The organism is Bacillus sp. FSL K6-0138, assembly GCF_037982765.1.
Taxonomy (GTDB): domain Bacteria; phylum Bacillota; class Bacilli; order Bacillales; family Bacillaceae; genus Bacillus; species Bacillus glycinifermentans.
Map to the genome: position 1 here is coordinate 777286 of NZ_CP150286.1, position 14524 is coordinate 791809.

General features: G+C 44.2%; 17 protein-coding genes. All 17 read left to right on the top strand.

Annotated elements, in window-relative coordinates; genetic code table 11:
- Positions 1 to 2 precede the first annotated feature (2 nt).
- Entirely contained in the window at positions 3 to 248 is a 246-nt protein-coding gene (locus MHB78_RS04310) for a hypothetical protein (RefSeq protein WP_120155430.1), read from the top strand.
- Positions 236 to 940 carry a hypothetical protein gene (locus MHB78_RS04315; protein WP_340033609.1) on the top strand — a complete coding sequence of 235 codons (705 nt, stop codon included), beginning with the start codon at positions 236 to 238 and terminating at the stop codon, positions 938 to 940. Before MHB78_RS04310 ends, MHB78_RS04315 begins: the two co-directional genes overlap by 13 nt.
- The gene (locus MHB78_RS04320) at positions 937 to 1143 is read left to right on the top strand and encodes a hypothetical protein (protein ID WP_340033610.1); all 207 of its coding nucleotides are present in this window, start codon (positions 937 to 939) and stop codon (positions 1141 to 1143) included. Before MHB78_RS04315 ends, MHB78_RS04320 begins: the two co-directional genes overlap by 4 nt.
- Positions 1140 to 1511: an HNH endonuclease signature motif containing protein gene (locus MHB78_RS04325; protein ID WP_175075424.1), complete on the top strand. Its 372-nt coding sequence runs from the start codon at positions 1140 to 1142 to the stop codon at positions 1509 to 1511. Before MHB78_RS04320 ends, MHB78_RS04325 begins: the two co-directional genes overlap by 4 nt.
- A gap of 77 nt (positions 1512 to 1588) precedes the next feature.
- Positions 1589 to 1993 carry a P27 family phage terminase small subunit gene (locus MHB78_RS04330; RefSeq protein ID WP_340034061.1) on the top strand — a complete coding sequence of 135 codons (405 nt, stop codon included), beginning with the start codon at positions 1589 to 1591 and terminating at the stop codon, positions 1991 to 1993.
- Entirely contained in the window at positions 1990 to 3744 is a 1755-nt protein-coding gene (locus MHB78_RS04335) for a terminase TerL endonuclease subunit (RefSeq protein ID WP_099047075.1), read from the top strand. The genes MHB78_RS04330 and MHB78_RS04335 overlap by 4 nt, the downstream gene beginning before the upstream one ends.
- A gap of 12 nt (positions 3745 to 3756) precedes the next feature.
- A complete protein-coding gene (locus tag MHB78_RS04340) occupies positions 3757 to 4935 on the top strand; it encodes a phage portal protein (protein WP_046129162.1) in 1179 nt (392 codons plus the stop codon).
- Positions 4928 to 5518, top strand: a complete 591-nt coding sequence (locus MHB78_RS04345; protein WP_046129163.1) for an HK97 family phage prohead protease — start codon at positions 4928 to 4930, stop codon at positions 5516 to 5518. The genes MHB78_RS04340 and MHB78_RS04345 overlap by 8 nt, the downstream gene beginning before the upstream one ends.
- Positions 5515 to 6819, top strand: a complete 1305-nt coding sequence (locus MHB78_RS04350; RefSeq protein ID WP_326290282.1) for a phage major capsid protein — start codon at positions 5515 to 5517, stop codon at positions 6817 to 6819. Before MHB78_RS04345 ends, MHB78_RS04350 begins: the two co-directional genes overlap by 4 nt.
- On the top strand, positions 6797 to 7087 hold the full coding sequence (locus MHB78_RS04355) for a head-tail connector protein (RefSeq protein WP_335496492.1): 291 nt from the start codon (positions 6797 to 6799) through the stop codon (positions 7085 to 7087). Before MHB78_RS04350 ends, MHB78_RS04355 begins: the two co-directional genes overlap by 23 nt.
- Positions 7050 to 7406: a phage head closure protein gene (locus MHB78_RS04360; RefSeq protein ID WP_340034063.1), complete on the top strand. Its 357-nt coding sequence runs from the start codon at positions 7050 to 7052 to the stop codon at positions 7404 to 7406. The genes MHB78_RS04355 and MHB78_RS04360 overlap by 38 nt, the downstream gene beginning before the upstream one ends.
- A complete protein-coding gene (locus MHB78_RS04365) occupies positions 7384 to 7797 on the top strand; it encodes an HK97-gp10 family putative phage morphogenesis protein (protein ID WP_052948491.1) in 414 nt (137 codons plus the stop codon). Before MHB78_RS04360 ends, MHB78_RS04365 begins: the two co-directional genes overlap by 23 nt.
- Positions 7794 to 8177 (top strand): hypothetical protein, encoded by a 384-nt coding sequence (locus MHB78_RS04370; protein WP_340033089.1) that lies wholly within the window; start codon positions 7794 to 7796, stop codon positions 8175 to 8177. The genes MHB78_RS04365 and MHB78_RS04370 overlap by 4 nt, the downstream gene beginning before the upstream one ends.
- Positions 8174 to 8806, top strand: coding sequence for a major tail protein (locus MHB78_RS04375; RefSeq protein WP_340033616.1), 633 nt, complete (start codon positions 8174 to 8176; stop codon positions 8804 to 8806). Before MHB78_RS04370 ends, MHB78_RS04375 begins: the two co-directional genes overlap by 4 nt.
- Positions 8806 to 9168, top strand: coding sequence for a hypothetical protein (locus MHB78_RS04380; protein ID WP_043054118.1), 363 nt, complete (start codon positions 8806 to 8808; stop codon positions 9166 to 9168). The genes MHB78_RS04375 and MHB78_RS04380 overlap by 1 nt, the downstream gene beginning before the upstream one ends.
- 203 nt (positions 9169 to 9371) lie before the next feature.
- Entirely contained in the window at positions 9372 to 13691 is a 4320-nt protein-coding gene (locus MHB78_RS04385) for a phage tail tape measure protein (protein ID WP_065894691.1), read from the top strand.
- Positions 13688 to 14515, top strand: coding sequence for a phage tail domain-containing protein (locus tag MHB78_RS04390; protein ID WP_046129169.1), 828 nt, complete (start codon positions 13688 to 13690; stop codon positions 14513 to 14515). Before MHB78_RS04385 ends, MHB78_RS04390 begins: the two co-directional genes overlap by 4 nt.
- Positions 14516 to 14524 lie beyond the last annotated feature (9 nt).

The window sequence follows — 14524 nt, forward strand, 5'->3', positions numbered from 1 at the left end:
CCTTGTCAGAGGATGAATTGTACGTCAAACAATTTAAAGCCTGGCGTACTGAACAAGAGCTACTTTTAAAACAAATCAATTATGATATTGAAGTCAGCCGGAGAAAAATTGAATTGAATGAGAAACAAAAGGAACTCCATTTAAAACGGGTGAACATAGGAATTCAGGAGTTTAATAATTGGGCGGAAACAACCAATCGGAAGGAAAGATTGGAGCTCTTAAAGGAGGTAGAAGCATGTTTGGATTGAATTTAGCGCATACGAGTATTTTAGAGTTGTTAGAAAAGGCTGCTGAAAAGAATGAACTAATTTATGTAAGAGCGAGGCAAAGATGTGTTGGTAAAACAACTGCCCTATTGGAGTTTGCGAGAAAGAATAATTATCCTGTCCTGACAAAAAGAGAGATAGCGAGATGTTACCAGGTAGAACATCCGGACCTTAATATTATTGGATATGTAGACGGATCAGAAGTCGATGGGCTTTATAATGTCGTTTGTGATGAAGGCATACCAAAGGATGCTGTTAAAAGGCTTCATAAGCTTGGTGTGCTGTTAACAGGATTTGTGAGGGAAGAACCAGATTCATTCTCTGCTGTGAGAGAAGATGTGAATTATGTTGGCCACAAATATGGGGGAACTGTACTTCTCGATGGAGAGGCTATTCCAAAAGGCGATTTAAATAGTCTGGAAGCAGAACCGCTGAATAAGCCACCTTTGCTACAAATTGAGCTTGAGGATATTGATTCGGTTCCGCGTGTTTTTTACAAAGGAAAAGAGATTAAAGATAAAATCCGTGTGGATTTTTCATTCTTAACCAATGATACGTCAATTAATCCAACCCACATTGATATTGAATATGCTGACCCAGAGAGTGGTTTTGGAACAAAATCGATTGTTTATAATCGATACTTTTATAACGAAAGGAAGGAGAAACAACGATGAGCAAACAAATCATTCAAAAGTTAGCACACGGCGCATTAGTGTGGGACAAAGAAAAAATGAAGTCCCATTTCGTAACGCATGAGGAAGCCGCAAAGATTGAACAAGGACTGGCAGCAGAGGTGTCAGAGGACAAAGCAGAGCCGAAGCCAAAGGCAACAAAATCGAAAGGGGCAAAGAAGGATGAAAAGACTGATACCAAATGAGATATTGCATTCATGACGGCTGCCGGACTCTCTTAGAAGAAGGCAGCTATTATTGTGATCAGCACAGGCCAAGGAAGAAAGGCCGAAAGCAAAACAAATTTCAGTCTGCAAACAAGTCTTTCTATCGATCTGATGCTTGGAAGGCCATGAGAGAGTACATTTACCAACGTGACGGCGGCACTTGCAATGAGTGTGGTCGTTTTGTTTTTGGACAGAACGCGCACATTCACCATGTCATTCCGATTTCCAAGCAGCCAGAATTGAAGCTTGATGAAAACAATTTGATTCTTCTTTGTCCAAAATGCCATGCCAAAATAGAAAACCAAGAAAAACAATCCCCCCCATCCGTTTTCACAAAATTTTTTTGATTTGGGGACAGGGCAGGGGGAGTCACGTGTATACAAAAATGAAATTTTAAAGGGGGGTGTGAGGGAATTTGAAGGAAATGACACCACAGCAGCGGTCGGCCAGAACTCGAAAATTGAAAAAAATACGAGCTGATGAAGAAGGGAAAATTTTAGCCTGGCTGAAAGAGGCAGGGACATATTCTGAAACCCTTACGCCTCTGATCAATACCTATTTGGATGCTCATGTGATCTATACCCAAATGTATGAAGAATGGCGGGAAGAAGGTTTTCCGGCCACGCGGCTGCATCAAAATAAAGCCGGCGCAGTAAATGAAATGAAACACCCTCTTGCTCAACAGGTAGCCGATTGGAACACCAAAAAAAGCAAGCTGCTGGAACAGCTCGGTCTTACGCCGAAGCTTCAAAAACAAGTCGGCGGCCAGCCTAATTCTAATACCGACAGGTTCCAAACCTTTAAATCGAAGTGGAGTGCTGACGGGTGATAGAACGGGGTGTGAACTATGCTGATCTATACGCTGATCAGGTATTGAAGAATAAAAAGGAGCATTGTAAATCGGTTATAAAAGTTGTTGAGCGCTACAAGAGGATGAAAAAGCGAAAAGACGTTTGGCTTGATGTCGATGAAGCAAATAAAGTCATGGATTTTATAGAAACCTTCTGCAAACATTCAAAAGGAGAGCTTGCCGGCGAACCCATTGAATTGGAATTGTGGCAAAAATTCATTTTCACAAACATATACGGCTTTTATAAAAAGGATGACAAGGGAAGGACTGTCCGGGCTGTTCGGACTGTTTATATTCAGATTCCACGGAAAAACGGCAAGACTGTTTTGGCGGCCGGTGCTGCCACATATGCAATGTACGCAGATGGAGAAAAGGGCGCCGAATGTTTTACTGCGGCGACTGATGCGGAACAAGCGAACATTGCCGCAAAACAAATTGCGGCGACCATTCAAAACAGCCCAGACCTTAACACTCGGACCCAAATTTATAAAGGTCCGAAGGGGCACATTAACGCTATCATTTACCGGTACACCATCAACGGTACACGGTTTGAAAATAGCATCCTGCCTCTGTCTAAAAATACACAGGGCCTTGATGGTAAAAACCCTCATTTCGTTTTGCTGGATGAAGTACACGCGCAAAATAATGCCGACATGTACGATGTTTTAAAATCCGGTATGGGTTCGCGGTTGCAGCCGTTAATGTTCATCATTTCGACAGCAGGAAAAGGCACGACTTCCGTCGGTCTGCAAATCTATGATTATGCGCGGGGCCTATTGAATAACAAAAATGAGGAAGAAGAGGACATTTCCTATTTCACGTACATTACCGAACCCGACAAGGGAGATAAATGGGATGATCGGAAAGTCTGGAAAAAGGTGAATCCAAACTGGGGAATCAGTGTCCAACCTGACTTTTTAGAAAGTGAGTTTAAAACGGCTCAGATGAGCGCGGAGCGAAAGGATGAGTTTTTAGCCAAGTATCTGAATATTTTCGTCCGCAGCACCGGCACGTATTTTGATAAAGATATTGTCCAGAAAATGATCGAGGACAAGGAAGGGAACCTGATCAAAGACCTGGGCGATTTATCCGGCGAACAGGCAGTCATTGGCCTTGATTTATCCAGAACGACAGACCTCACATGCGTGTCTATTAATATCCCGACCCATGATGAAAACGGAAAATCTATGTTGAAAGTCAAACAGATGTATTTTATCCCGGATCATAACCTGGAAGCACGCGAAAAAATGGAGAACATCCCGTATCGGAACTTGGCCGAGCGGGGTTTTTTAACGTTATGCCCTGGTAAAACGATTGACTATGATATGGTTGTCGAATTCATTGTGGAATGTTCTCGGATTTATGATGTTGAACAAGTCAATTATGACCCTGCTCTTTCTCAAAAAGTGGTTGAAGCGCTTGAGGCTGAGGGATTGACTTGCGTGGAGACAAAACAATATTCTACCGTCCTTAATGCACCTTTTGATGATGCAGAAATTTTAATGTTTGAAGAACGAATTAAGACGGATAATCCCCTTTTTATCTACTGCACAGAAAACGTCGTAGCAGATAAAAACTTTCAAGGCTTGAAGCGGCCTTCCAAAAAGCAAAGCAAAGCCAAAATTGATGGCTTTGTTGCCTTTTTGAATGCCCATAAAGAAACCATGATGATGCTGGTTGATTACGATGAAGACGAATATGACGCAATGCTTAATGAATTGTACAGATAGGGGGTGATGAGAGTGGGGTTTATCCGTAAATTAGCGGGACGGTTCAGCAAACGTAGTTTCAATTGGTTTCAAAACTCATATTTTAATTATGGTGCATTTGTCAATGACGATAATATCCTGAAATCCAGTGACACATACAATCTGATGAAGCTGATCAGCGACCAGGTCGCATTGACAGATTTCGTTGTGGAAGATGAAACGACAGGTAAAAACTCAAAAGACCCGCGGGCCGATCGTGCTTTGCGGGTTTTAAATTGTCCGAATGATTATTTAACCGGATTTGAATTTAAGAAGCTGCTGACAAATGTATATTTGCTGCGCGGTGACGTGTATCTTTTCTACGATCAAAGCCAGCTACACATTTTGAATAATGCTTATAGCGAGCTGACCAACGCCGGAACGGAGAAAATCACTGTGTCCGGTGAAGTCGTTCCGTCCTACATGGTAAGGCACATTAAAAATATAGGCTTGAGCCATTTGGAGGGTGTTGGCCTGTTAGAATTGGCAAAGGAAACGCTGGAAGGCGTCATGAACGCTGAAAAGGCGCTGACTGAAAAATATAAAAAGGGAGGGCTTATGGCGTTCCTTCTTAAATTAGAAACGCACCTTTCCCCGACCAACACGAATCAAACCAAAACCGTAAAAGCGATACTTGACCAGCTTGAGGGGATTAAAGATTCAGGGAAAACAAAATTGATTCCTTTAGGCCGAGGATACGAAATTGAAGCGCTTGAATCCCCTGTGGATGATGAAAAAACGCTCAAGTATTTGAATATCTACAAAAAAGATTTAGGTAAGTTTTTCGGGATGGATAAGGACTTGCTGGACAAGCTCGAAGAAAAAGACATGGAACAAGCCATGATGAAGCTTTACACGAGTTGTCTAAAGCCTATTTTTCGCAATATCGAAGAACATTTGACCATTTTATTCTTTGGGAAAAATAGCGGGCTGCGCTTAAAATTCCGTCACAATCTATTAGACTTCGTAGGCATGAAAACCAAAACGGAGATTGCTTACAACCTAGTGCGGACTTCAATCGCCGTTCCTGACGACGCTCGGGAAATGCTCGGATTCAAACGATTGAATACAGAAGAATCCACCAAACTTTATATCAGCAAAGACCTTGTGGGCTTGGACAGGTTGGAAGATGTTCTGAAAAGCAGCCTGAAAGGTGGTGATGAGGATGGATAAAGAGCAGCGGACTTTTCAAATCAAGGGGCTGGAAATTCGGCAGCTTGCAGATCAGGAAGAGGCACCACAAATAACCGGTTATGGGGCTGTTTTTAATAGTCCGGCCGATATTGGCGGGATGTTCACCGAAGTGATCGCGCCCGGAGCCTTTCAAAAAGCGTTATCAAGGCAGGCCGATGTTCGTGCCCTTTTTAATCACAATTGGGATTATGTGCTTGGGCGGACACGCAGCGGCACCCTCCAACTCGAAGAAGATGACAAGGGTTTGAAATTTACTGTTACGCCGCCAGGTACCTCTTGGGCAAATGATCTGCGCCGGAGTATGGAGCGCGGCGACATCAATCAATGTTCTTTTGGCTTCAACGTAGTAAAAGATGAATGGAATTATGATACATCACCGGCGACACGCACGATTCAAGAGGTAGAACTCTTTGAAATTAGCGTTGTCGCCTTTCCTGCTTATGAGGATACAGAAGCGTCACTAGTCCGATCTGGTGACATTTATCAGAGGGCAAAACAAAAAAATGAGCTGCGGCAAAAAAAGCAGCAACTAATTAATAAAATTCAGGAGGCTATGAAATGAAGAAATATTTAGAGAGACGTAAAGCAGCAATTGAAGCACGTATGAAAGAAATCCGGGCTGATCTCGAATCCGATCAAACGGAAGCTTCTTCCGTTGAGAAGCTTGAAAAAGAAGTCACTGAACTATCAGAAGAATTGGAAGCTATTAAAGCAGAGCTTGCAAAACTAGAAAGTGGTGAAAGTGGTGATGCTTCCACGGCCGAGGGAGAAGGAGAAAGAGACGGCGACGAAGGCGGAGAAGAAAGGGAATCAGATGAAACAGAACAGCGTGGCCAGCAGTTTTTCGATACAGAAAAGAGAGATGCTATTGTGAGCAATATCCTGAAATCTCTATCCTCTGAAAGCCGCAAACAGGCAAAAAAAGGGGAGCAGCGCAAAGCCTTTGCAAACTATCTTGTCGGGCGTATCAGCGAGAACGAAGCGCGGGCGATGGGTGTTGAGACAACTAACGGGAAGGTTTTAATTCCAGAATCTCTATCAAAAGAAATCATTACTTATGCCCAGGAAGAAAACCTGTTGCGGAAATACGGAACCCGCGTTCAGACAAAAGGGACACAAGGTTATCCGGTTCTGGTGAAGAAAGCAAAAGCCCAACGGATTAAAACTGAAAGAACATTGGACAATCCAATTCCGCAGACCGACATCAATTTTGATGAAGTATTCCTGAACCCTTCTGAAATTGATGCGCTGGTGTTGATCACAAAAAAATTGCTTGCCATGACTGATATGCCTGTTGAACAAACGGTTATTGAAGAGCTGAAAAAATCCTATGTAGAAGAAGAGGCAAATTTCTTCTTCAACTCAACAGATAATCCGGGTTCCTTGATTCAAAAAGCTGTTGCATTTAATCCGGGGAATATGGAGGTTTATGACAAGCTTGTTCGATTGAAAAATTCAGTTCCAACGTCTAAACTCAAAAATTCTCGTTGGATGATGAATAGAGCTGCCCTTACAGCTATTGAAACCTTAAAAGATAAAGATGGAAAGCCATTGTTGCGCGAGGCTTATATTGAAGGGTCCTTCGGTTACAGGATTCTGGGTTATCCGGTTGATGTAACTGATTATGTGGACGGCAGCACGCCGGATGTACCGCGCCTATACTTTGGTGATTTTAGTTCATTCCACATTCAAGATGTCATTAATTCTTTAGAAGTCAGCAAGCTTCTGGAAAAATACAGCGATACAAACCATGTCGGCTTCAAAATCTGGCACTTAAATGACGGCCAATTGATCTACTCACCATTTGAGCCAACAGTATTTAAATTGGAGTTGACGACTGATGGCGGAACTGCATCGGCTTAATGATCGCTTAAAAGAGCATTTAAGGATTGAAGACAGTGAGGAAGATTCCTTGCTGTCTTTTTATTTGCAGTCGGCTGCAAATTACATCAAAAGGGCAACAGGGCACGAGGATGATCATTTGATTATTCTGGCGGCCGGCATCTTTTATGAATTTAGGGTGACGGAAAAAAGCATGAGCCTTGCCCTGGATGCCTTAACCCCGTTAATCCTTCAAGCGGAAATGTGTGGTGATGACAATGCCAGTGAATCCGGGGATGCTCAAGCATAAAATTGAGATTCAAAAGCGGGTGCTAGGGCGCAATCGGGAAACGATGAAGCCGGAATATAATTGGTCAACCTTCACAAAAGCATGGGCCGAAATTATGCAGCCGCGGGATCGTTACATTATCCAAGCATCTGCGGCACACCAGGAGAAAACTGTGTGGTTTCGCATCCGTCATCGGAAGGATATTGAATCAGGCTCTATGCGTGTTGTGTACAAGGGGCAGCCCTTTAAGATCGAAGAGGTCATTCCCGATTTGCAAAATCAGGAGCTTATGACATTGCAATGTGTGGGGTGGGATCATGAGAATAGCAGTTCAAGTTGATGGCTTTGACGATGCTCTTCGCCGTCTTGAAAGGTTTGGGCAAGATGTTGAAAAACGTCAAGTCAGAGCATTGCGAGCCGGCGGGAACGTTTTAAGAGACGGCATGAGGGCGGAGGTTCCTGTATCAGAAATTGATCACAAACACATCAAAGATGATATTAAAGTACGGCAGACACCGAAGAAAGACAGACCGATTCCAAACGCAGTCAGCTTTGATATTGGCCCCGGAAAGGAAACGGCTTGGCGGGCGAAGTTTGTTCATAACGGCTATGTTGCAAAAAACGGCCGGTTCGTACGAGGCAACCCGTTTGCTGTTCGGGCTTATCGGCTTAAACGCGTGGCAATCAACCAGGCTGTCATGAATGAAATGCGGAAAGGGGCAAGGTCATGATTAATTATGAACCGTACATCGTAAAAGCCCTTTTAGATGATCCTGACGTATTTCAGATGACTGACGGCCGGATATATGCCGGAAACTTCCCTTTAGAGGAATCTCGTGAATATCCTCACATTTTAGTTCTGGAGATGGATAACGTTGATAAGGACTATGAGGACAATAAAGCCGTATCAGCGGAAATTGATATACAGATCAACCTATGGGTGAAGGCTGACGACAACATAGGGCCTTTACAAACCGCGGTGGATAAAAAAATGAAAGCTCTCAATTGTAGACGTATCACTGTTTCTTCCTTTGATGAAGATGATCGTTCTGCTTTTAGAAGAGCTTTTTTATATCGAACAATTGTGAAATTAAAGGAGGAAGATCAATGAGCAGTGTTATTGTAGGTCTTGAAAATTTAGTATATGCCAAGCTCATCAAAGACGAAAAAGGAAATATTCAATATGGACCTGTGCAGCATTTCGCGCCAGCTATTTCAGCAAACGTTGATACAACTAATGAAATGAGTACACTATATGCCGATAACGGGCCGATTATCGTCAATTCCAATATCGGAGAAACAAAAGTGAAAATAGGGACTTCTGAAATCCCTCAGGCCGTTCTTGCGGACATTACAGGGCAAAAGATGGTCAAAGGTGTAATTGTGTGGAAAAAAGGTGTTGTTCCTCCATATGTCGCCCTCGGGTTTACAGGAACGAAGGAGGACGGAAACGTACGCCATGTTTGGCTAACCAAAGGGCGCTTTGGAATCCCAAGTACTGATTGGAAAACCGCTGAAGATAAAACAGATTTCCAAACAGAAGAAATTGAGGGCACATTTATTCAACGTAGTGACAAGGTCTTTAAAATCACCGGTGACAGCAGCGTGGAAGGATATGACGAATACAGAGATACATTCTTTGAGGCAGTATTTGACGTCTCTAAACTTGATAGTTCTTCAACGGCTACGGCTTCAACAACAACCACAACTAAAACAAGTACAAGCGGGGGAGCAGCATAATGTCTAAACCTTTGGAAATTACATTACGAATTGACGGTGAAGATGTAGCGTTTACGCAGGAATTTATCCCTTTTAAATTTAAGCGTAAAGCACTTGAAATTGAGAAGTACGCGAGAAGCGATGAGGCAGAACCAGAGGAAGTTGAAAACAGACAGTTGAACCTTATCGTTGAAATTTTTGATAAAAAATTTACAAGAAAGCAGATTAATGACGGTTTGAATACGATCGATCACCGGAATGTGATTTATGACATTATCGGGGTCGGGGTTCTCGGCTACCCAACCCGTGAGGAAATCGAAAAAGAAAAAGAGGATTTTGATCTGGGAAAGCTGCTGGAAAAGGTACAGAAAGAGTCACAATAGATCAGGCATTAGACAACGTCAAAGATATATACGTTCAATTGATGGACGAAAGAGGATGGACGCTAAATGAAATTGATAATAGCGACTATCCTTTTTTTATTGAATTGCTTGAGCATCGGGAAAAACTCAAGAACCCGAAAGAGCAACGCAAGCGGGCAAAAACTGTGCCGATAGATCATGTGTTTTAGGTGGGAGGTGAGACTGTGGCAACGGAAAGCTTAGGAAATATGATTTATCGCTTAGGGTTTGATGATGGCGGTTTTTCAGCCGGAATGGACAACATGGCGGAAAAAATGGCGTTGGTTCGAAGTGAATTGAAGGCTTCTGCATCGCAGTTTGGAGAGCTTGGAGACGCATCCGACAAGCTGCGCCAAAAACAGGAAGGTTTGTCCAAACTGTATCAGCTACAAGGTTCAAAAATCGAACAGCTGCGGGCAAAATATGAAGAGCTCGCGCGTGAAAAAGGAGAAAACTCACAAGCTGCTTTACAACTGGCCCAAAGGATCAACAATGAAACGGCCATGTATAACCGTCTCGGCCGGCAGTTAAGGGCTACGACATTAGAAATTAACACCCAAAATTCTGCATGGACCCGAGCGGGCAGAAGCTTGCAAGAGTATGGCGAACGCCTTCAAACCCAAGGCGAACGGCTACAGACGATAGGAAAGGTAGGATTCGCCGGGATTACGGCTCCTATCGGGTTGCTGGGAGGATCGGCTCTTAAATCCGCAGCAGATTTCCAAAAAGCCCAGGGTAAAATCTCATCTTCCTTAAACATGACGAAAGAAGAGGCGCAGGAAGTAGCCAACATATCAAAAGATGTGTGGGTTAGCGGCTTCGGTGAATCACTCGAAGAAGCAAACCAGGGCGTTATTGATGTCAGAAAAAATCTTCAAGGCTTAAAGGGCGAAGAACTTGAGCAGGCTACAAAACGGGCTTATGTACTCCTGGATACTTTCGAGTTTGAAATACCTGAAAGCACCAGGGCAGCCAAAGCCTTGATTGATAACTTCGCTGTTGATAGTGGAAAAGCTTTTGACTATATCACTGTTGCTGCACAAAAAGGCGGCGATTATTCAAACGAGCTTTTAGATACGATCTCAGAATACTCACCCCAGTTCAAATCAGCAGGGCTTTCCATTGACGGCATGTTTAACATTATGATTCAAGGCGCGCAAAATGGCGCTTGGAACATGGATAAGGTTGGGGATGCGGTCAAAGAATTTAATATCCGCGCTCAGGACGGTTCAAAAACGACTGCCGCAGGCTTTAAAGCAATCGGCCTTGATGCTGACAAGATGGGGGCAGCCATCGCCAAAGGCGGAAAAGAAGGGGAACAAGCCTTCATGGCAACCGTGTCCGCCTTAGCGGCCATGAAAGACCCATTAGAAAAGGATCAGGCCGGTGTCGCTCTATTCGGCACACAATGGGAAGACTTGCGGGGCAAAGTGGTAACCGCGATGAATCCGGCCAAGGATATGCTTGGTGATGTTAAAGGAGCCACAGACAAGGCAGGAAAGGCTTTGAAAGACAACTTTGGTGATCGCGTGGCCCAAGATTTTAGGCTATTGCAGTCTAATTTACTCCCAGTCGGTGAAATTTTACTTGATAAGATCGAACCGGCTTTGCAAGCGGCAGGAAAGACAGTCGAAGACTTTACGAATTGGTTTCAAGGTCTATCGCCGGCCATGCAGAACACAATTGTTATTGCTGGATTGGTTGCTGCGGCGTTTCCTCCTGTTGTCATTGCTTTGGGTGCAGTTGTATCAAGCATTAGCACCCTCACTGGTGCCCTGGGCAGAGGTGCCGCAGCATTCGGTAGATACAGAGCCGAAGCAGCACTGACCCAACGATCAACGGCACAATTAGCGGCCGCAAACACAGCGGCAGCCGTACAAATGAACGCAAGCGGTGCGGCATTATCTCGGAATACTCGGGGCCTTCGCGGGTTCAGGGGCGCTGCCGGACTTGCTGGCGGGGCTCTTGCGATGTTTGGCGGCGAATGGGGGTCCGTTCTTGGGGTCGCAACAACATTCGCGCCTGAAATCATAAAGGGCACCAAATCACTCTTTAATTTCCGCGGAGGCGCACGAACAGCAACAGCGGCAGCCGAAACTTTGGGCGGCGGTGCAGCTCAAGCAACTGGCAAATTTGCCGGGTTTGGAGCAAAGGCTCTGGGTCTTGTTAAGAGTCTCGGGAGTGTTTCACGAGTCGCTGGAATTGCCCGGCTTGGTTTTAGCGCTCTGGGCGGTCCCGTCGGGCTTGCAATTACGGGAGTCAGCCTTTTAGCAGAAGGCGGATACAAGCTATATAACCATATGAAACAAGAACAAATTCCGACGCTGGACAGCTTCGGGAACAAGGTTTCTGAATCCACGACAAAAGCTGTTTTGGGCTATAAAAAATTAAATGATCAAGCAACCGTCCAGCTTAACAAGCTGCAATGGTCCGGTGAAACCGTCTCTAAAAAAACGGCGGACAGTATCGTTCAAAACTTTGATCAAATGGGCAGCAAGATCAAAACAAGCATCGAGACAAAAGGAAACCAAAGTTACCAGACCCTTAGTAAATTCCTTTCATCCAGTAAAAGCCTGAGTCAGAGGGAACAAAATGCCATTTTAAACAACGTGAAAAAGAAGCAAAGTCAAGAAACTCAGGCTGTTGATAAAGGGCAGAAACAGATCAAAGAAATATTAAACAAGGCTAGCGCAGAAAAACGCCAGCTTACACAAAAAGAACGGACCCAAATCAACAGCATTCAAAAGAAAATGATGAACACGGCTGTTCAAACCATGAGCAAAGGCGAGGTAGAACAGAAGGCTATTATGAGCAAGCTCAAAAACGAGTCGAAAAATATCACGGCTCGTCAGGCTGCGGACACGATTAAAAACAGCATTAAAGCTCGGGATGGTTCCGTTAAAGAAGCAAACAAAAAATATGATCAAACTGTGGCAGCAATCGTCCGGGAACGGGATGAGACAGGCTCTATCAGCAAGAAACAAGCTGATAAGTTGATCAAAGAGGCAAAACGGCAGCGCGACGGCTCTGTTAAAAAAGCAGAGGAGATGCACAAAAATGTTGTAAAGGAAGCAGAGAAACAAGCAGGCGGGCATATCGATCAAGTTGATAAAGAAACAGGCGATGTCCTCACAAGATGGGATAATTATGTTATTGATCAGGCAGTCATTGTCAATACTGTCACCGGCGGAATTAATAAGATTCTTGAATTTATGCATATCCCAACCATTCCAGAATGGACACCGAAAGGCTACAATAGCAAAAAAGGTAAAAAGCTGAATGGTAAATATGCAAAAGGAACAAATTTTCACCCTGGTGGGGCGGCATTAGTCGGTGAGGAAGGTTGGGAGCTGGCGCATTCGCCGGGAATCGGTACGTATGTTGTCGGTATGAGCGGCCCACAAATTTGGGATCTCCCGCGTGGAACTTCTGTCCTTCCTCATGATGAATCTAAAAAGCTAACATCTATGACGCAGATGCCTGGCTATGCCGGCGGGGTCGGCGACTTTTTCAAAAAGGCTGTGGATGGCTCTAAAAAGATGGTCAATGGGGCTGTATCTTTTGGAAAAAGCGTCGTAGATAAAGTCGGGGATGTCAGCGCGGCTGCAATGGATTTACTTACCAACGGTCCAGGTAAATTAATCAAAAAATTGTTTAATGGGCTGATCCCATACAAATCAGGGAAAGGCATTGACTCATTTGGAACCGGTATAATCAAGATTTTAAAAAATGGGGCTACCGAATTTCTGAAAGGGGTTATGCCGGATCAGGAAACATTCAAAGGAACTGGCGGGACGAAAGCCGTCAACCAATGGGTAACGGAAGCAGTCGGCATCGCGGGCGTGCCTATTTCATGGATTCCTGGGCTAGTTACAATCGCCATGAAGGAGAGCGGCGGGAATCCGAACGCTATCAACCTATGGGATTCCAACGCGAAAGCCGGGCATCCTTCACAAGGGTTAATGCAAACCATCCCGTCCACATTCAACGCCTATAAGTTCCCGGGACATAATAACATCTTAAACCCTATAGACAACATTCTTGCAGCCATTAACTATATCAAGGCGCGGTATGGAAATATATCAAATCATCCGGGTTTAAAATCGATGGCCCGAGGCGGCGGATATGTTGGATATGCTGCGGGCGGAGTATCACCGGGCGCAGGCGGCACAAAACTTGCGGCTTTGAACGAAAGAGGGTATGACGAGCATATCATTACGACGGACCCGAAATATCGCGAAAGAAGTATCGGGATTTGGGCCAGAGCCGGGCAAGAATTAGGCATCCCAGCGCAGACCGTTCCGCAAATGCCGTCCATTGAACCGATCACACAGCGTCAGGATCAACAAATTGCATTGCTAATAGAACAAAACGCTCTTTTAAGAGAAATTGCAGCAAAAGAGGGCGATGTGATCATGAATGGCAAGAAAGTCGGCAAGGTCTTAACGGCTATCAGTACAAAAGAATTCAATGATAGAAGCTCATTGATTGGAGGGATTTCATGAGGGATTTGGATTTGATCATAGGTGATAAACCCATAAGCGAAATTCTGCCCGGTGTGTCTCTCCTATCATTCGTCCCTGAATCTCCGGGTTTTGAACGTCAGACCGTTACCGTGAAAAATAGAAACGGTCTGATTATGCCATCAAAAAACAATCCGGGACGGTACAAAGAAAGAAAAATAGCGGCTGAATTTGCAATCGAAGCCCACAACGCAGAGCAATTCTATTTGTATCGTTCGAATTTATATAGCTTGCTTGTCACTCAAGACCCGTATTATGTGATTCACTCATATGAGCCAAATAAACGATGGCTTGTGACGGCAGATGATGTGTTTTCTATTTCCCAAGATAGTGGGAAACTGGCAAACACTTTTTCTGTTACATTTACGGCTATTCAAGGATTGGCTGAATCTGTTTATGACAGTACTATTCCTGTGAACTTACAGGGAGAACGATTTAATCTAGGGATGAATATAAGCAAATTCAGCGAGCAGCCTTTTCAATTTAAAAACAAGAACCGTTTCAGCGTATACAATTTTGGGGATGTCACCCTATCCCCTATTGAGCATGATTACAAAGTGCAAATGTACTTTGAAGGCAAAGACATTAAGATCACAAATAAAACAACCGGGGACAGCATAACGCTTTCCGGGAGCCATTCAAAAAAGAATCTTTTGACGGTGGTCAAACAATATATCGTCAAAGGAAGTGAGGTCATTTCTACCCGCGGCCGGTTCCCGGAACTTGCGCCAGGAGAAAATGAAATTTCAATTGAAAATGCAGATTATAGTGACCTTCATTTCATTACACGATTTTACTATAAGTAGGGGGGCGGT